Genomic DNA, 16012 nt, shown 5'->3' on the forward strand with positions numbered 1-16012 from the left:
ATACCGGCAGCGATCCGGTCACCCTGGGCAACTGCCTCGACAAGCGGCGCACCAAGGAAATCCTCAGCTACTACCGTATTCCGACCCCCCGCTTCGTGGTGGTGTCGTCGATGGCCGAGCTCCCTTCCCGGCTGCGCTACCCGCTGATGGTCAAGCCGACCCTCGAAGGCTCGAGCAAGGGGGTTACCGACAAGGCCCTGGTAACTGACCGCAAGGCTTTGGTGCGCCAGGTCGAGTGGGTGCTTGAGACCTACCGCCAGCCGGCCCTGGTCGAAGAGTTTCTCCCCGGCCGCGAGTTCACCGTGGCCCTGCTCGGCAACGGCGCCTCGCTGCGGGTGATGCCGATCGTCGAGATCAATTTCGATACCCTCCCTGCGGGGGTCAACCCGATCTATTCCTATGAAGCCAAGTGGCTGTGGGATCGGGAAGAAGACCCGCTGCAGATCTTTTCCTGCCCGGCTCGTCTCGAGCCCCTGCTGCAGAAGCGCATCGAAGAAATCTGCCGGCAGGCCTTTTCCGCCATGGGTTGTCGCGACTGGTGCCGCATTGACGTGCGGCTCGATGCTAGCGGACTGCCCAGCATCATCGAACTGAACCCACTCCCCGGCATCCTGCCGCGCCCGGAGCAGAACAGCTGCTTTCCAAAGGCGGCGCGCGCCGCAGGGCTATCCTACGAGCAGATGATTCTCACGGTGGTCGACGCCGCGAGCCAGCGCCACAATCTGCACCAGGGGGTTTCAGATGAACGTCTCCGTATGCTTTAACCGGGTTCCACCCAAACTTTTCAAGGGCGAGTCCCTCGACCGCATTTCCGAAGAGGGGGCCGAAAAAGAGGCCCGCGCGGTCAAGGCCGCCCTTCAGCAGCTGGGGCACAAAGTCAAGCTGGTGCCGCTGGCCGCCGACCTGGTTGCCTTTGCCGAGGAACTGCGCGCTGCCCGCCCCGATGCGGTGTTCAACCTCTGCGAAGGGTTCTGGGGCGACAGCCGCAAGGAACTGCACGTGGCGGCCCTGCTCGACCTGCTTGGGGTCGCCTATACCGGCTCCTCGCCCCTCTGCCTCGGGCTGACCCAGGACAAGGCGCGCACCAAGGATCTGCTGCATGCCCACAGCCTGCCGACTCCCCGTTACGTGCTGGTGCGCCTGGGAGAGCTGTTTCCCAAAACCAAGAATCTCACCTACCCGCTGATCGTCAAGCCCCGCTTCGAAGATGCCTCGCTGGGGATTACGCTGGAGAGCATCGTCGACAACGAGAAGGCCCTGACCAGGCGGATCCGCTACGTCCACGACACCTACCGCCAAGGGGCCCTGGTCGAGGAGTTCATCGAGGGGCGCGAACTCAATGCCGCCGTGCTCGGCAATGCGCCGATGGAGGCGCTGCCGGTCTCCGAGATCGTCTTCAAGCCCGGCCTCAAGCGCACCATCGTCAGTTACGACGGCAAGTGGCTGGAGGATTCCGCCGAATACGCCCAGACCGAGCCGGTCTGCCCGGCACCGCTCAAGGCGAAGGAGACGCTGCTGGTGCGGGATGTCGCCCTGCGCGCCTGCAAGCTGCTCGATTGCCGCGACTACGCCCGGGTCGACATCCGCATGCGCGACGGTGTCCCCTATATTCTCGAGATCAACGCCAATCCCGACCTCTCCCCCGACGCCGGCCTGGCCCGCAGTGCCGCTAGCGCCGGCCTCGGCTATCCCAAGCTGATCGAGCGGATTCTCAACCTCGCACTGAAACGCAAGGAGCCTGTCCATGCGAAGCCTTAAACCGAGCGACCTGACCGCGCTGACCCGTATTCTCAAGGAGACCGGAGCTTTTACCGAGCCCGAGGTCGATTGCGCGGTCGAACTGTTGAACATCGTCCTCGAGCAGCCCTGGCAGCAGGACTACCAGGTGGCGGTGGCCGAGAATGAAGGCCAGGTGGCCGGCTACATCCTCTTCGGGCCGGTGCCGCTTACGGTCGGCAATTACGACATCTACTGGATCGCCACCGACCCGGCGGTGCAGGGCAAGGGCCTTGGCCGGCAGCTGATGGAGCATGCCGAGACCGAGGCGCAAAAAAAGGGGGCGTATATGGTTTGCCTGGAAACCTCGTCCCAGGGGAGCTACGAGCGCACCCGCCGCTTTTACGACCAGGCCGGCTACACCGAAGAATCGCGGATTCGCGATTTCTACAAGCCCGGCGATGACCGTCTCACGTACATCAAACGTTTTTCAGCACTCAAGGAGAACTGAAAAAGATGGAGACCTGGCAGAAACTGTTGCAGGCGAGCATTACCCGTCCCGGCGACCTGACCCGTCGTTTCGGTGTTGACCCGCGCCCTCTCGAAGAAGTGGCCGAGCGCTACCCGATGCGGGTCAACCCCTACTATCTCAGTCTTATCAAATCGGTCGGCGACCCGATCTGGAAACAGGCGGTACCCGCCGAAGAAGAACTGCACGCCTCGGTCTGCATGGCCGACCCGCTCGACGAAGAGAACCAGAGCCCGGTTCCCAACCTGGTCCATCGCTATCCCGACCGGGTGCTCTTCCTGGTCTGTTCCGAATGCGCCATGTACTGCCGCTTCTGCACCCGCAAGCGCAAGGTCGGTGGCGAAAGCATGCAGATCGACCGCCAGACCCTCGAGGCGGGGATCGCCTACATCCGCAGCCGCCCCGAGGTTCGCGACGTCATCCTCTCCGGCGGCGACCCGCTGCTTTTGGGCGATGAGCGGCTGGATTGGATTCTGAAGGAGCTGCGGGCGATCGCCCACGTCGAGATCATCCGCATCGGCACCCGGGTGCCGGTGGTGCTGCCGCAGCGGATCACCCCGGCGCTGGTGCGCATCCTGCGCCGCTACCACCCGCTCTACATCAACACCCACTTCAACCACCCGGACGAGATCACCGAGACCTCGGCCAAGGCCTGCGGCCGGCTGGCCGACGTCGGCATCCCGCTCGGCAACCAGACCGTGCTGATGCGGGGGATCAACGACGATCCGGCGGTGATGAAGAGACTGATGCAGAAGCTGCTGGCGATCCGGGTCAAGCCCTATTACATCTACCAGGCCGACATGGTGGAGGGGACCGACCACTTCCGTACCAGCGTCGAAGAAGGGCTCGAGGTCATGCGCGCCCTGCGCGGCCACACCTCGGGGATGGGGGTGCCGGCCTACGTCATCGACGCCCCCGGCGGCGGCGGCAAGATCCCCATTCTGCCCGACTATCTGCAGAGTCTCGGCGATCAGGTGGTGCTCAAGAACTACCAGGGCAATACCTACACCTACGCCAACCCGGCCCCGGTGTTCGAAGAAGAAAAGCGCAGCGCCGTCAACGCCAGCCGCTAGCCCGTTGTTGTTGCACTGAAAGATGAAGAGCCGGCTCCCGCAAGGGGGCCGGCTCTTAACGTTTGGATCAGGTACTTTCAGCGCCCGGCTGTTATCAGATGGGCTTCAGCAGCTCCTGCCGGATTTTTACCACCACCTTTTTGATTAACTCGCTTCGGGCGCCTACCCTCAGGGTGGGCATGTGGGCGTCTTCGGGAAAGAGGGCGACGAAGAGGGAAGGGGTGACGTCCACCCTGGCCGGACCAGGCTCGAGGCGCAGGTAGAATTCTACGTCTTTTTCGGCATCGTAAGGCTGATCTACGGTAAGGGACGGTACCGGGAACCATGCAAAGCCCTCCTGGCCGCGCAGAACGGTCTGGATGTCGACATAGCGGCGATGGGCCTCGAGAATCGCCCCGTCTGCAGAGCGGGTTTCGTAGCTCATGACGATGGCGAAGATTTCGTCCCCCTGCAAAGCATAACGTCCGTCGGCCGTTTCGGCCGTCAGCGTTTCAAGAAATTCAAAGGCGGTCCGCCAGGCCGGGCCGAAGTGATACAGCTGCCAGTTTTTCAGTCGGTCAACGATCATTGAATTCCCCTGTCGCATCGGTTATGGTCGTGGCAGGCGGCTATTATTGCCGCCTGGAAGACAAAGTCAAGGCAACAAAACCAATCGGCGCAGCGGCCGCTCTTTAACTCATCCGCATGGGGTACGGTTCTATGAGCAAATATCTCTATCATCCCACCGATCACTTTGCCGGCAAGCTGGAAAAGGTCCGTCGTCACGACCGGTCGGGCCATGCGCGCATTCTGCAGGTCATCGAGCGTTTGCTGCAAACCCCGGGGGACGCCGACGGCTGGATGCACGGCGTCCATCACGGGCGGCTGAAAAAATATGTCGGCCGAAGGGATTATCGTCTGATCTATCACTGGTGCGAGCAGTGCCGCAAGGAAACGAAAAAGCTCGAGGAACATTGCGGGAGTTGCGGCGAAGTCACCGACCACAGCGTGGTTTTTTTCGATATTTACCACAAGAATGAGCAGACTGCCCACCTGCGGCACCTGGGGTGAACGTATGGCTGCGCAGGGAAAAGCAATGGATCGCTAGAGTCAGAATTTGAAACTGAGACCTGCTCGAACACCATGGTAGAAGATGTTGGAATTTCGGTCGAATTGCGTGAATTCGCGGGCCGTGTTGGCCGCCGGGAACTGTTGTGCAGGCGTTCGCTATTACAGGATATCGATGACCTTCCGGAGTTTCGCCTGGATCTGTGCGGCGATGGCCTGAAGGGCCGGATTTTCGATGGCCTGCATCGAGGCCAGCGGATCGACGGCGGAGACCTCGGTTTTGCCGGCGGTCACCTCTTCGACAATCACGTTGCAGGGGAGCATGGTGCCTATTTTGGGCTCCGCCAGCAGCGCCTGGTAGGCAAAGGGCGGGTTGCAGGCCCCGAGGATCCGGTAGTTGCGAAAGTCGACGTCGAGTTTTTTCTTCAGCGTCGCCTTGACGTCAATTTCGGTGAGAATGCCGAAACCTTCCTCTTTCAGCGCTTCGGTGACTTTCGCAACGGCGGCGTCAAAGGAGGTGTCGATGGTTTTATGGATGTAGTAGGACATGGGACGGATCCTTTCGGATGAGGGTTCCGGAAACAGGGGTCAGTTAAAAATAGCATGCGCCAGGCCAAAGTAAATCGAGCGTCGTGGCCGCTTGCGCTTTTCAGCCAGCTGTTAAAATAGTCGGTATGGGCACTAGCCGGGAGGTGAAAGATGACGCGGCCGACTTCTGGTAACGACAGCACTCAACAGCTGCTCGAACTGCTGCGCGAGCTGGTCGCGGAACTCCGCCCCGGCCAGGCGGCGATGCTGCGGATCGATCTCGATACGTTTCTCGACCGTGATCTCGGGCTCGACAGCCTGGCGCGGATGGAGCTGCTGAACCGGATCGAGCGGCGCTTCGGGGTGCGGCTGGAAGAGCGGGCGGTCAGCGAGGCGGAAAGGGTGCGGGATCTGCTGGCGGCGCTGTCGGACGCCGGGCAAGGCGGGATCGAAGCCGCCGGTGAGCGGATCGAGGCGGTGGCCGGCGAAGGGGCCTGGGAGGTTCCCGTGCAGGCGGTCTCCCTGCCCGAAGTGCTGGCCTGGCACGTTGAACGCCATCCCGAGCGTCCCCACGTGCGTTTCTATGCCGACCGGGGCGAAGGCGAGGTGCTCAGCTACCGCCGCCTGCAGGAGTCCGCCGTGGCGGTGGCGGGGGGGCTGCAGGCGCTCGGGGTGGCGCCGGGCGAACGGGTGGCGATCATGCTCCCGACCGGGCCCGATTACCTGGCGGCCTTTTATGGAACCGTGCTGGCCGGAGCGGTGCCGGTGCCGATCTATCCGCCGGTGCGGCTGGCCATGCTCGAAGACCACCTGCGCCGGCAGCTGGCCATCCTTTCAACCTGCGCGGCGACGGCCCTGATCGCCTTTGCCGAAGCTCTCCCCTTTGCCCGCCTGCTTAAGCTCCAGCTCCCCTCGCTGAAGCACCTGGTCTCGGTGGCCGAACTTGGCACCGCTGCCGCCGGGTTCGCACCGCCGCCGTGCAGGCCAAAGGACACGGCGATGCTCCAGTATACCTCCGGCAGCACCGGCAACCCCAAGGGGGTGATCCTCTCCCACAGCAACCTGCTGGTCAACATACGCGCCATGGGGAAGGCGGTTCAGGTGGCCGAAACCGACGTCATTGTCAGCTGGCTCCCCCTCTACCACGACATGGGCTTGATCGGCACCTGGCTGGCCGGACTCTATTACGGTCTCCCCCTGGTCCTGCTCTCCCCCCTCGATTTTCTCGCCCGTCCCGGCCGCTGGCTCTGGGCCATTCACCGCTACCGGGGCACCCTGTCGCCGGCGCCCAACTTCGCTTACGAGATCTGCCTGGCCCGGCTCAAGGAAGAGGAGCTGGCCGGGCTCGATCTCGACTCCTGGCGCTGCGCCTTCAATGGTGCCGAGCCGGTCAGCCCCGAGACCCTGGAGAACTTTTGCGCCCGCTTCGCCGCTTACGGCTTTCGGCGCGAGTCGCTGATGCCGGTCTACGGGCTGGCGGAAAACTCGGTCGGCCTGGCCTTCCCCCCCTGCGGACGCGGCCCGCTGATCGACCGCATCGACCGGGAAGTCTTCGCCCGCAGCGGCAAGGCGATTCCGCAGAACGAGGAGGGGGCGCTGCAGGTGGTGGTCTGCGGCCGTCCACTCGACGGTCACGAGATCCGCATCCTCGGTCCCGGCGGCCAGGAGCTGCCCGAGCGTCGCGAGGGCCAGGTGCAGTTTCGCGGCCCCTCGGCGACCAGCGGCTATTTCGGCGCCCCGGAGCAGAGCGCGAAACTCTTTGCCAACGGCTGGCTCGAAACCGGGGACCTCGGCTACATGGCCGGGGGAGAGCTGTGCCTGACCGGCCGCAGCAAGGACCTGATCATCATCGCCGGCCGCAATGTTTATCCGCAGGAGCTGGAAGAAGCCGTGGGGCGCTTGCCCGGGATCCGCAAGGGAAACGTGGTGGTCTTCGGCTGCCGGGACCGGGCCGCCGGAACCGAGCGGCTGGTGCTGGTGGCGGAAACCCGCGAGGCCGACCCGGTTGTGCGGGAGAGGCTGCGGCAGGAAATCAACGGGCTGGCGGTCGACCTGGTCGGCAGCCCGGTCGACGAGTTGGTGCTGGCGCCGCCGAAGAGCCTGCTCAAGACCTCGAGCGGCAAGCTGCGGCGGGCCGCCTGTCGCGAGCTGCACGAGCAGGGCCGGCTGGGGATTGCGGAGCCGCGCTGGCGGATGCTGCTGCGCATTGCCCTGCTCGCCCTGGGCGGCAGCTGGCAGCGGTTGCGGCAGCGGGGCGCCGACCAGCTTTACGGCCGTACCCTGCGGCTGTTGTTTTGGCTCACTGCGCCAGGCGTGTGGCTGGCGGTGGTGCTGCTGCCGCGCCCGGCCTGGCGTTGGGCCTGCATGCGCGGGGCCCTGAGATTCCTGTCGCGGGCGGCGCGGGTGCCCCTGGCCGTGACGGGGCTCGAGCAAATGGCCGGAAGGGGGCCCGGCGTAGTGGTGGCCAATCACGCCAGCTACCTCGACGGACTGGTGCTGGTGGCCGCGCTGCCGCCGGAATTTTCCTTCGTCGCCAAGGCCGAGCTGGAATCCGGGCGGCTATCAGGCCCGTTTCTGCGGAAAATCGGCAGCGTCTTTGTCGAGCGGAGCGACCGCCAGCAGGGGGTGGAGGATGCCCGCCGCATTGGCAGCCTCGCGCGCGCAGGGCAGACCCTGGTCTACTTCCCCGAGGGCACCTTCACCCGGGCGCCCGGGCTGCGTCCCTTTCGCCTGGGGGCTTTCCTTGCCGCCGCCGAGGCTTCTCTGCCGGTGGTGCCGGTGGCGATCCGCGGCACCCGCTCGATTTTGCGCGGCGACGACAAGCTGCCGCACCGGGGCGCCATCGAGGTCGAGATCGGTGCGCCGATACAGCCGGATCCGCAGCTCTCCTCCTGGGATGCCGCTCTGCGCCTGCGCGAGTTGTCGCGGCAGTATATTCTGCCGCGCTGCGGTGAGCCGGACCTGGGGGAGGGGGAAGGCTAGCGCCGGCGTCGCCAGGCGGCGCGCAGGCCGAAAAAGAGGCCGGCGGCGGTGAGAACCCAGATTAATAGAGTGACGATGGTTTCGCTGGAGGGCATGGCGGAATTCCCTTTCTGTCGGAGGCTTTTTGATTATGCCATGCGGGGGGAGGTTTTTTCTTTGAGGTGGGTCAAGGGGAGGGTTTTTCTGATGCTTTGACCCGTGTGACGCCGCCGAAGCGGAGTGGACGTTTTGCGAAACAGGCGGGCAAATGTCTGAGCGTAGCGAGTTTTTGCCCGGCCGCAAAACGTCTGCGGAGCGCAGGGAACCCGAAGGGCAAGGAGCCGGGCACCCTTCTTTTGCTTCCTTTTCTTGGGTGAGCAAGAAAAGGAAGTCGACTGGCGGGGCGAATCCCGCCGGTTTTGTGCTTTTCGGTGCTCGTCAAGTATCAGCACAAAGATCTAAATCAAAACCCCGGGGGTGCGGCCCCGGACGCCGCCCAAACTTTTGTTCGCCCAAAAGTTTGGATCAAAAGGGCGCCCCCAACGCCTTGCCCGCCTGCGGCGGGTTCCCTCCGCTACGCAGACGTTTGGGGGCCGTTCACATGCGCTTCGCTTAGGCTCACGGCTTTTTCCCCAAACGTCCACTCCGCTCCGGCGGCGGCGAAGGGGGAAGGGAGCAAAAAAACGCGGCAGAGAGGTAATCTCTCTGCCGCGTCGGTTTTAGCGGCCGGTCGGGGCGGTGGTGCGCCCTTCGGGGCGCCTGGTCCGGTATTCGACCACCGGGGCCTTGCGCTCGGTGCGCGTCTTGGCCGGGAAATCCTTGTTTCCCCTGGCCTCGCCGCGGCCTTTGTATTCGCCGGGTTTCTGCGGCCGGCTGTTGCGTGCCGGGGGACGACCGCTGCGGGCCGGGCGGGTATCCAGCGCCCGGGTCGGCTCGAGTCCGACCACCACCTGCTGCGGCAGGCTCTGGCCGATGTAGCGCTCGATGCGGCGCAGGGCGGCGGTTTCGGCGGACGAGGCGAAGGAGATCGCGGTGCCGGTGGCGCCGGCGCGGCCGGTGCGGCCGATGCGGTGGACGTAGTCTTCGGCGAACATCGGCAGGTCAAAGTTGATGACGTGGCTGATGCTGGTCACGTCGATGCCGCGGGCGGCAACGTCGGTGGCCACCAGCAGCTTGATCTTGCCGCGGCGCAGGTCGGAGAGGGTGCGGTTGCGGGCAGCCTGGTTCATGTCGCCGTGCAGGGCGGCGGCCCGGTGTCCCTGGGCCGACAGTTCGCGGGCCAGAACATCGGTGTCGCGCTTGGTGGCGGAGAAGATGATGGCCTGGTTGATGTCCTGATTGGCGACCAGGTGCTGCAGCAGTTTTGACTTGTGCTGGCGGTTGTCGGTGACGTGCAGGCGCTGTTCGATGGCATCGAGGGTCAGCTTGCTGCCGGCGATGTCAATCCGCGCAGGATTGCGCAGCATCCGTTTTGCCATCTCGGTCATGGTGCGGTTGAGGGTGGCGGTGAAAAAGAGGGTCTGGCGATTGGCCGGGGCGCCGGCGATGATCTTTTCCAGGTCGTCCTTGAAGCCCATGTCGAGCATGCGGTCGGCCTCGTCGAGAACCAAAATTTCCAGGCGCGACAGGTCGAGGGAGCCGCGGTTCAGGTGATCTACCAGCCGGCCGGGGGTGCCGACCACCAGGTCGGGCGAGGCCTGCAGGGATTTGAACTGGTCGCGGTAGGGCATGCCGCCGAGCAGCAGGGCAAAGCGCGGGTTGATGTGGCGGCCGAAGGTGCGGGTGGCGTCGACGATCTGGCCGGCCAGTTCGCGGGTCGGGGTCAGCACCAGGACGCGAGGGGCGCCGCGGAGTTTGGCGACCGGTTGAGCCATGAGCTGCAGGGCCGGCAGCATGAACGCTGCGGTCTTGCCGGTGCCGGTCTGGGCCGAGGCCAGAATGTCGCGACCGGCCAGGGCATCGGGGATGGCTTTGGCCTGGACCGGGGTAGGGGTGGTGTAGCCGCAATCGGTGATTCCTTTGAGCAGGGCGGGAATCAGGTTGAGTTCTGCAAAAGACATTAAACATCCTTCGGCCTCTCCCGGGCGCGGTCCGTCAACGGATCGGCAGGGCGTGGGCCAATAATAGAGACGCGTCCGCCGGCGAAGCAACCGATGCTCCGGAACGGGCGGCAGACACAAGTAACGGTGAGGGGGAACGGGAAAGCGAACCGCCGGGCGCAGCATTTAGCGCCGGGGTGTTCCGAAACACCGGATTGGCATTCACATCGTCGCTAACCTGAATGAATGCCGCGGTTTCCGAAAGGGAGAGGAGCGGGTGGGTCAGGGATCGATGATTGGGACAGGGTGTGCTCTGTCCCGGGCGAATAAATCGCCGGAGGGCTGAACTGCCAACAGGGCATCATACAGGTTCTGGATATGAATGCAAGTTTTTTTTGTGGGCCGCCGCAGGTTCCGGTCCCCGCTCTGCGTTGTCAGAGTACGGGCATCGGCAGTTCGCCCCAGCTGTGCTGGCCGGAGACGGCCTGTACCGAAACGATTTCTCCGGTTTCAAAGTCGATATCGACCACCAGGGCCGGGTTGCGTACCACGCCGATGGCAAAAGCCCGTTCGGAACTGGCCGGGCTGCCGTCGATCTCGCTGGCGCGGGTGAAAATGATCCGCTCGAAGTCGTAGACCCGGCGGGTGGTGCCGATGGTCCGGAAAAACTTGTAGCCGAGGCGGAAAAACTTGACCAGCCCGCCGTCGTGTTTGCCTTTTCCGATATTGCGCAGATGCGGATAGCGCTTGAGCTTGGCTTCGGAAAAGCGCGGCCCTTCCTTAAGCAGCAGCCCGGTCAGAAAGAAATCTCCCGGCATCAGGTAGGCCAGGCTGATGCGGTTGGCCTGCAGAAAGTCCCGGACTTCGGCCGACTCCAGCGCCTGCCCGTAGAGCTGCTGCAGCTGGTCGGCCGGGCGGGGATAGACCGAGACCAGGTGCATGTCGCCGCTGGTCGCCTGCGGCAGGCGGTCGAGGGTGTAGGCGCGCAGCCCCAGCGCCGCCAGCACCGACAGTCCCAGGGTGACCAGGTAGAGCGCCAGCAGGCCGAGCCCTTTCGAGGGAATCCAGCCCAGCAGCAGGCGAAAGAGCTTGCCCCCCGGTTCCCCCGGCACAAACATCCAGGTGCGGTCCATGTACTCCTGGTAGCTGCCGGGCTGTTCCCGCTTCATCCGCCACTCCTCGTTGCGGGCCAGCAGGTAGTAGACGAACAGCATGGTGACATAAAAGATCAGCACCAAAAAGCGCGGCCAGTACAGCATCAGGCCGAACCCCGACAGGGCCAGGGACAGGTACTGGGGGTGGCGCAGGCGGGCGTAGGGGCCGAAGCTGACCACCCCTTTTTTGCGCAGCCGGCCGTAATAGAGCGGGATGGCGCCGGCCAAAAAGAGCAGCAGGCCGATGGCAAAGAGCGCCTGCAGGTACGACAGGCCGATCAGCAGCGGATCGTCGACGAAAATCATGTGCGGCAGAAAGAACTCGTTGAGCCAGGCGGTGGCCGGCGAGGAGGCGAACCATTTGAGGATCGGTCCGTAGACCGAGTAGAAGAAGAGGGCAAAGGGGGTAATCATGAAGAGCACTTCCAGCCCGATCAGCAGGTAGGCGAAAGTGGTGCCGACGATGAGCAGTTTCGATCCCGGTTGTTCCGGCATGACGCGCTCCAGCAGAGAGGGAGGATGTAATGATACTGTAAGTTTAGCGCGTACGAATCAGAATGCCAGCGGTTGGTGCTCTGCCGGTTCCGGCCGCGGGGGCAGGAAAAAAGCGGTGACTGCGAATAAAGCTTGGCGAAGCGCTGTTTTTCGACTATATTTCGCGCCGTTACCACCCCCTTGTCGGCTGAGGCCGGAAGGGGGTGCTTTGCGTCCAGGAGGAGCACCCGGCCATGAACTTTTCTCCGCTGCAGCAACGGAACATCGAGGCCAACCGCCAGGAATACGGCGACCGCTACTCGCAACTGACCTTTCTCGACCCCACGGGCGCCTCCCGGGCCAATGCCCGGCGGGCCGAGCTGCTGCAATCGCTCGAAGGGCGGGCGCTGACCGGCTGCGGCGGCAGCAAGCTCGATATGCAGGGCCTCTCGCCCGGCTGCCGGATCTGTGCGCAAGGGGGCTGGTCGTGCCTCTTTATCAGCGGCAGCTGCAACTGCCGCTGTTTCTACTGCCCGACCTCGCAGGACGAAATCGGCCTGCCGACCACCAACACCGTCGACTTTCGCACCCCGGCCGATTATGTCGCCTACCTTGAACGCTTCGGCTTCACCGGCGCCAGCATCAGCGGCGGCGAACCGCTGCTGACCCCGGGACGCAGCCTGGCTTTTGTTGCGGCGATCAAGCGCCACTTCGGTGAGCGCATGCACGTCTGGCTCTACACCAACGGCACCCTGGTCAACCGGGAGATTCTCGGTCAGCTGCGCGATGCCGGGCTCGACGAAATCCGCTTCGACATCGGTGCTACCGACTACCACCTGGACAAGCTGCGGCTGGCGGTCGGAACGATCCCGACGGTGACGGTGGAAATCCCTGCCATCCCCGAAGAGCTGGAGCCGATGAAGGCCAAGATGGTGGAGATGCGCGAGGCGGGAGTCAACCATCTCAACCTGCACCAACTGCGGCTGACGCCGTACAACTACGAGCACCTGGTCCCCCGGGGCTACACCTATATCCACGGCGACAAGGTCACCGTGCTCGAATCGGAGCTGACCGCGCTGGAACTGCTGCAGTTCTCCCTCGATCAGAAACTTGGCCTGCCGGTCAATTACTGCTCCTTCGTTTACAAGAACCGCTACCAGGCCCTGGCTTCGCGTCAGCGCAATGCCGTTTTTGTCGGCAAGGGATTCGAGGCGCTCACCGCGGCCGGCTACCTGCGCACGCTGACCCTGCTCGGCAGCGCTGCGGATCTCGGTCGTCAGGTCGAGGCGTTGCGCGAACAGGGGCAGCCCGCCGAGCTCTGGCAGCTCAGCAGTTCGAAAGAGCGGCTCAGCGTCCATCCGGGTCTCTGGGCGCTGCTCGATTTTTCAGCATTTTCCCTGCAGGTCGCTTACTCGGCCAGCAGGCAGCTGTCGTCGATGAGTTACCGCAATCCCTTTGTTGCCGTAAAAATCGGCAGCCGCAAGCAGGTGATCGTGGAGCGTTCCCGGGTTGGTCGCGACTTCCTGCTGTCTGGTGATGAAATAGCTGATTTTACAGGAAGTTTCCTGCTCGCAGAAGAGGGCGGAGGACACTTGGACGAGGATACATTGCTGGGCGAAATGTCCGTCTATGAGCGACTTGTCGAGGGGCTGCAGAACTATTATTGATGGAAGCTGGCCCGTTCCCTGCAGATTGATCCCACAGAGCACAACACGGATACGACGACGTATCCCTTATCCGGCAACGATGCCCGCGGAAATTTTTTTCCGCGGGCATTTTTATTGTTCAATCGACAAGGAGAAGCGAACGATGTCTGCAGATAATGATTGTTCCAACCTGGTTCCGATCGACGAGGCGGCGACCCAGCTGGGCACCACCGAGTTGAGTGTTCTCATGCACATCAAACGCAAGCTGATTGCCGGGCAGGAAATCGACGGACAATGGTTCATCGATGGTGCCAGCCTCGATGCCTATGCTGTCGCCCATGGCGGCGCCAGCCGCAGCCTCTGTCGCAGCCACTGCTCGAAGGCCGGCGGTTGTGGTTCGAGTTGCGGGTAGTCGGCGAAAATCGATCAGCGAAAGGAGTTAAACCATGGGTGTGATGATCAAACCATCGGATCTGCAATTCCGTTATCCGCGCAAGAAAGAGACCCGCGAGCTCCCCAAGTTCAGCGGTCTGCCCGACCCCAATCCCTTCGACCGCGACGATCTCTATGATGTGATCCCGATGTTCGAGCAGGTGATGAATACGCTGGAGGTCGACGACGGCCAGGTGCTGCACAAGCTCGAAGAAATCCTCAACGATGACATCCCCCGGTTTATCAATACCCGCGAGGAGGTCTACAACTGCCTGGTCGGGGTGATGCGCGACATCCTCGGGGTGCCGGCCGCACCGTGAAAGAGGTCGTCGGCAACCTGTGGGACTACCTGGGGAGAGTGCCGGTCTGCATCACCACCGGCGGCATGGTCACCCCCCGGGGCGACTGCGCCATGCCGCGGGGCTGTGCCCGCCAGGCGCGGGACCGGTTTCCGGAATTGTCCGGCCAACTGGGACGCTTGATCCGTGAGAAGGGGAATCACGTTCATGATCTCGATAACGGGCTGGTCAGTTTTCCGGTCGAAAACAGCCCCTTCGATGTCCCCGGGCTGGGCCTGATCGAGCGCTCCTGCGCCGAGCTTCTCGCCCTGGTCGAGGAGCGCGGCTGGCCGCAGGTGTTGGTGCCCCGTCCCGGCTGCGGCGGCGGCGGCCTGCAGTGGCATGAAGTCAGACCGATTTTACAAAAGTATTTCGATGACCGTTTTCTGGTCATCCGCGCCAAGGAGTAAGCCAGTGAAAAAAGCAGAGCAGGGCGACAGAGTGACCATCAGGTACATCGGTACCCTCGATAACGGGTACATCTTCGACAGTACCGAGGAGCAGGAGCCGCTCACATTCACCATCGGCAGCGACGAGGTCTTTCCCGCCCTCGAGCAGGCGATCATCGGCATGACTGCAGGGCAGGCGAAGAATCTGCTGATCCCGGCCGAGCAGGCCTACGGCCCGCGCCGCAAGGAGAACATCCTGGTGCTGCAGCGCGATTCGCTGCCGGCGGGAAGCGAGCCGAAGCCGGGGCAGAAAGTGCACATGCAGCTCGCTGACGGCAACGAACTGCTGATGCGGGTGATCGAGGTCAACGACACCGAGGTGACCTTCGACGGCAACCATCCGCTGGCCGGGCTCGATCTGACCTTCGCCCTGCAGCTGGAGTCGATCGGCTGAGCAGCAGAAAAGGGGGCAACGCTGAACGCCCGTAAACTAAAATCAGAGCGATGCGGTATCTGTTGAGATATCCATTCAGAACAAGCAAGAGCCTCAGGTCATTGAGACCCGGAGGCTCTTTTTTTATTTGACCGGCGCCCTTTGGGATCGTGTCGTCACGTAGCGGCCGGGTTTCGACCCGGCCGGGGATTGAAGCCCATCAAAGTTGTGTATTCCGAAGCGCTGCCGCACCTGCGCCGCAATTTTAGATTTATTCTTTGTTTCAATAACCGCCTCAAAATGGCTATTATGTCTTCATTGTCCCATTTAGCCGAAGGATTCGAGCCGATGCTGAACCTCAACGACATGGCGGTCTTTACCAAGGTGGTCGAGGCGGGCAGTTTCACCGGGGCGGCCAGGTTGCTCGGGCTGCCTAAATCGACGGTCAGCCGCAAGGTCGCCCAGCTCGAGGAAGAGCTGGGGGTGCGCCTGCTGGAGCGGACGACCCGGGCGCTCAAGCTGACCGAAATCGGCGCGACCTATTTCGAGAACTGCCTGCGGATTGTCAGTGAGGCCGAAGAGGCCAACCTTTCGGTGGCCCGGATGCGGGCGACGCCTCGGGGGCGGCTGCGGATTACCGCGCCGACCGAATTCGGCAGTCTCTACCTTGGCGAAGTTGTGGCCGAATACCTGCGCCGGTATCCGCAGGTTCAGATTGAAGTCGAACTGGGCAACCGTGTCGTTGATCTCATCGAAGAAGGCTTCGACCTGGCCCTTCGGGCCGGTGTTTTGCCGGACTCTTCGCTGATGGCCCGCAAGTTGGCCAGTGAAAGCGTCTTTATCTGCGCCAGCCCGGCGTACCTGGCGGCGAAGGGCAAACCGCAGACCCCGGACGATCTCTCCGGGCACGAGATGATCCTTTCGCCCGCGTCCCCCCGCAGCCACCTCAAGCTCCTTTCGGAGCAAGGCGAGATGACCAGCGTGGCCATCCGGGGGAACCTGCGGGTCAACAGCCTGGCCATGGCGCGGGATGCGGCGGTCGCGGGGCAAGGGCTGGTCGCCCTGCCGGAGATGATCTGCTGGGAAGACCTGCAGAAAGGCCGCCTGCTGATCGCTCTGGAAGGCTGGGCCCCGCCGGGCTCCGGCATCCACGCCGTCTACCCTTCGCCCCGCCACCTTTCCGCCAAAGTGAAAAGCTTCATCGATTTCTTGCAGGAAAAGCTCACCCCGCCCCCCTGGAAACGGATCTGACC

At 63.3% G+C, this 16012-nt stretch carries 16 protein-coding genes; 12 read left to right on the plus strand and 4 right to left on the minus strand.

Annotated features, from left to right (window positions below; all coding sequences use genetic code 11):
- The 4 genes from ABYV89_RS06620 to ABYV89_RS06635 all read left to right on the plus strand — a co-directional run.
- Positions 1-764 (plus strand): D-alanine--D-alanine ligase family protein (locus ABYV89_RS06620; protein WP_432822157.1); only part of this gene is annotated, 764 nt, incomplete at its 5' end.
- On the plus strand, positions 742-1758 hold the full coding sequence (locus tag ABYV89_RS06625) for a D-alanine--D-alanine ligase family protein (RefSeq protein WP_432822158.1): 1017 nt from the start codon (positions 742-744) through the stop codon (positions 1756-1758). The genes ABYV89_RS06620 and ABYV89_RS06625, both read left to right, overlap by 23 nt.
- Positions 1745-2227, plus strand: coding sequence for a GNAT family N-acetyltransferase (locus ABYV89_RS06630; RefSeq protein ID WP_432822159.1), 483 nt, complete (start codon positions 1745-1747; stop codon positions 2225-2227). The genes ABYV89_RS06625 and ABYV89_RS06630 overlap by 14 nt, the downstream gene beginning before the upstream one ends.
- Positions 2228-2232: 5 nt before the next feature.
- Positions 2233-3318, plus strand: a complete 1086-nt coding sequence (locus ABYV89_RS06635) for a KamA family radical SAM protein (RefSeq protein ID WP_432822160.1) — start codon at positions 2233-2235, stop codon at positions 3316-3318.
- A 94-nt stretch (positions 3319-3412) separates the two neighbouring features.
- On the opposite strand, the gene ABYV89_RS06640 is transcribed toward ABYV89_RS06635, so the two are convergent.
- The gene (locus ABYV89_RS06640; protein ID WP_432822161.1) at positions 3413-3886 is read right to left on the minus strand and encodes a YhcH/YjgK/YiaL family protein; all 474 of its coding nucleotides are present in this window, start codon (positions 3884-3886) and stop codon (positions 3413-3415) included.
- Between the two features lie 131 nt (positions 3887-4017).
- On the opposite strand from ABYV89_RS06640, the gene ABYV89_RS06645 reads away from it, so the two are divergent.
- Complete coding sequence (locus tag ABYV89_RS06645; protein ID WP_432822162.1) at positions 4018-4368, plus strand: toxin; 351 nt, start codon at positions 4018-4020, stop codon at positions 4366-4368.
- A 159-nt stretch (positions 4369-4527) separates the two neighbouring features.
- Here the strand turns inward: ABYV89_RS06645 and ABYV89_RS06650 are convergent, their stop codons facing one another.
- The gene (locus ABYV89_RS06650; protein ID WP_432822163.1) at positions 4528-4914 is read right to left on the minus strand and encodes a DUF302 domain-containing protein; all 387 of its coding nucleotides are present in this window, start codon (positions 4912-4914) and stop codon (positions 4528-4530) included.
- Between the two features lie 150 nt (positions 4915-5064).
- Between ABYV89_RS06650 and ABYV89_RS06655 the strand changes: the two genes are divergently transcribed.
- Positions 5065-7875, plus strand: a complete 2811-nt coding sequence (locus ABYV89_RS06655) for an AMP-binding protein (protein WP_432822164.1) — start codon at positions 5065-5067, stop codon at positions 7873-7875.
- A 698-nt stretch (positions 7876-8573) separates the two neighbouring features.
- On the opposite strand, the gene ABYV89_RS06660 is transcribed toward ABYV89_RS06655, so the two are convergent.
- Positions 8574-9914 (minus strand): DEAD/DEAH box helicase, encoded by a 1341-nt coding sequence (locus ABYV89_RS06660; RefSeq protein WP_432822165.1) that lies wholly within the window; start codon positions 9912-9914, stop codon positions 8574-8576.
- A 413-nt stretch (positions 9915-10327) separates the two neighbouring features.
- Positions 10328-11542 (minus strand): methyltransferase family protein, encoded by a 1215-nt coding sequence (locus tag ABYV89_RS06665; RefSeq protein WP_432822166.1) that lies wholly within the window; start codon positions 11540-11542, stop codon positions 10328-10330.
- A gap of 233 nt (positions 11543-11775) precedes the next feature.
- Between ABYV89_RS06665 and ABYV89_RS06670 the strand changes: the two genes are divergently transcribed.
- From ABYV89_RS06670 to ABYV89_RS06695, 6 genes are all read left to right on the plus strand, one after another.
- Entirely contained in the window at positions 11776-13188 is a 1413-nt protein-coding gene (locus ABYV89_RS06670; RefSeq protein WP_432822167.1) for a radical SAM protein, read from the plus strand.
- Positions 13189-13330: 142 nt separating this feature from the next.
- On the plus strand, positions 13331-13579 hold the full coding sequence (locus tag ABYV89_RS06675) for a hypothetical protein (protein ID WP_432822168.1): 249 nt from the start codon (positions 13331-13333) through the stop codon (positions 13577-13579).
- A gap of 34 nt (positions 13580-13613) precedes the next feature.
- Complete coding sequence (locus tag ABYV89_RS06680; protein ID WP_432822169.1) at positions 13614-13919, plus strand: hypothetical protein; 306 nt, start codon at positions 13614-13616, stop codon at positions 13917-13919.
- Complete coding sequence (locus ABYV89_RS06685; RefSeq protein ID WP_432822170.1) at positions 13916-14347, plus strand: ADP-ribose-binding protein; 432 nt, start codon at positions 13916-13918, stop codon at positions 14345-14347. Before ABYV89_RS06680 ends, ABYV89_RS06685 begins: the two co-directional genes overlap by 4 nt.
- A 4-nt stretch (positions 14348-14351) precedes the next feature.
- Positions 14352-14780: an FKBP-type peptidyl-prolyl cis-trans isomerase gene (locus tag ABYV89_RS06690; protein WP_432822171.1), complete on the plus strand. Its 429-nt coding sequence runs from the start codon at positions 14352-14354 to the stop codon at positions 14778-14780.
- Between the two features lie 327 nt (positions 14781-15107).
- Positions 15108-16010, plus strand: a complete 903-nt coding sequence (locus ABYV89_RS06695) for a LysR family transcriptional regulator (protein WP_432822172.1) — start codon at positions 15108-15110, stop codon at positions 16008-16010.
- Positions 16011-16012 lie beyond the last annotated feature (2 nt).

Source organism: Trichloromonas sp. (genome assembly GCF_041583255.1).
In the GTDB taxonomy this organism is placed as follows: domain Bacteria; phylum Desulfobacterota; class Desulfuromonadia; order Desulfuromonadales; family Trichloromonadaceae; genus Trichloromonas.

Excerpts from the sequence above, each read along its gene's own strand:
- ABYV89_RS06645 (WP_432822162.1), top strand. The coding sequence starts at position 4,018 with ATGAGCAAATATCTCTATCATCCCACCGATCACTTTGCCGGCAAGCTG.
- ABYV89_RS06640 (WP_432822161.1), bottom strand. The coding sequence starts at position 3,886 with ATGATCGTTGACCGACTGAAAAACTGGCAGCTGTATCACTTCGGCCCG.
- ABYV89_RS06675 (WP_432822168.1), top strand. The coding sequence starts at position 13,331 with ATGTCTGCAGATAATGATTGTTCCAACCTGGTTCCGATCGACGAGGCG.
- ABYV89_RS06625 (WP_432822158.1), top strand. The coding sequence starts at position 742 with ATGAACGTCTCCGTATGCTTTAACCGGGTTCCACCCAAACTTTTCAAG.
- ABYV89_RS06660 (WP_432822165.1), bottom strand. The coding sequence starts at position 9,914 with ATGTCTTTTGCAGAACTCAACCTGATTCCCGCCCTGCTCAAAGGAATC.
- ABYV89_RS06655 (WP_432822164.1), top strand. The coding sequence starts at position 5,065 with ATGACGCGGCCGACTTCTGGTAACGACAGCACTCAACAGCTGCTCGAA.
- ABYV89_RS06665 (WP_432822166.1), bottom strand. The coding sequence starts at position 11,542 with ATGCCGGAACAACCGGGATCGAAACTGCTCATCGTCGGCACCACTTTC.
- ABYV89_RS06635 (WP_432822160.1), top strand. The coding sequence starts at position 2,233 with ATGGAGACCTGGCAGAAACTGTTGCAGGCGAGCATTACCCGTCCCGGC.
- ABYV89_RS06630 (WP_432822159.1), top strand. The coding sequence starts at position 1,745 with ATGCGAAGCCTTAAACCGAGCGACCTGACCGCGCTGACCCGTATTCTC.
- ABYV89_RS06680 (WP_432822169.1), top strand. The coding sequence starts at position 13,614 with ATGGGTGTGATGATCAAACCATCGGATCTGCAATTCCGTTATCCGCGC.
- ABYV89_RS06650 (WP_432822163.1), bottom strand. The coding sequence starts at position 4,914 with ATGTCCTACTACATCCATAAAACCATCGACACCTCCTTTGACGCCGCC.
- ABYV89_RS06695 (WP_432822172.1), top strand. The coding sequence starts at position 15,108 with ATGCTGAACCTCAACGACATGGCGGTCTTTACCAAGGTGGTCGAGGCG.
- ABYV89_RS06670 (WP_432822167.1), top strand. The coding sequence starts at position 11,776 with ATGAACTTTTCTCCGCTGCAGCAACGGAACATCGAGGCCAACCGCCAG.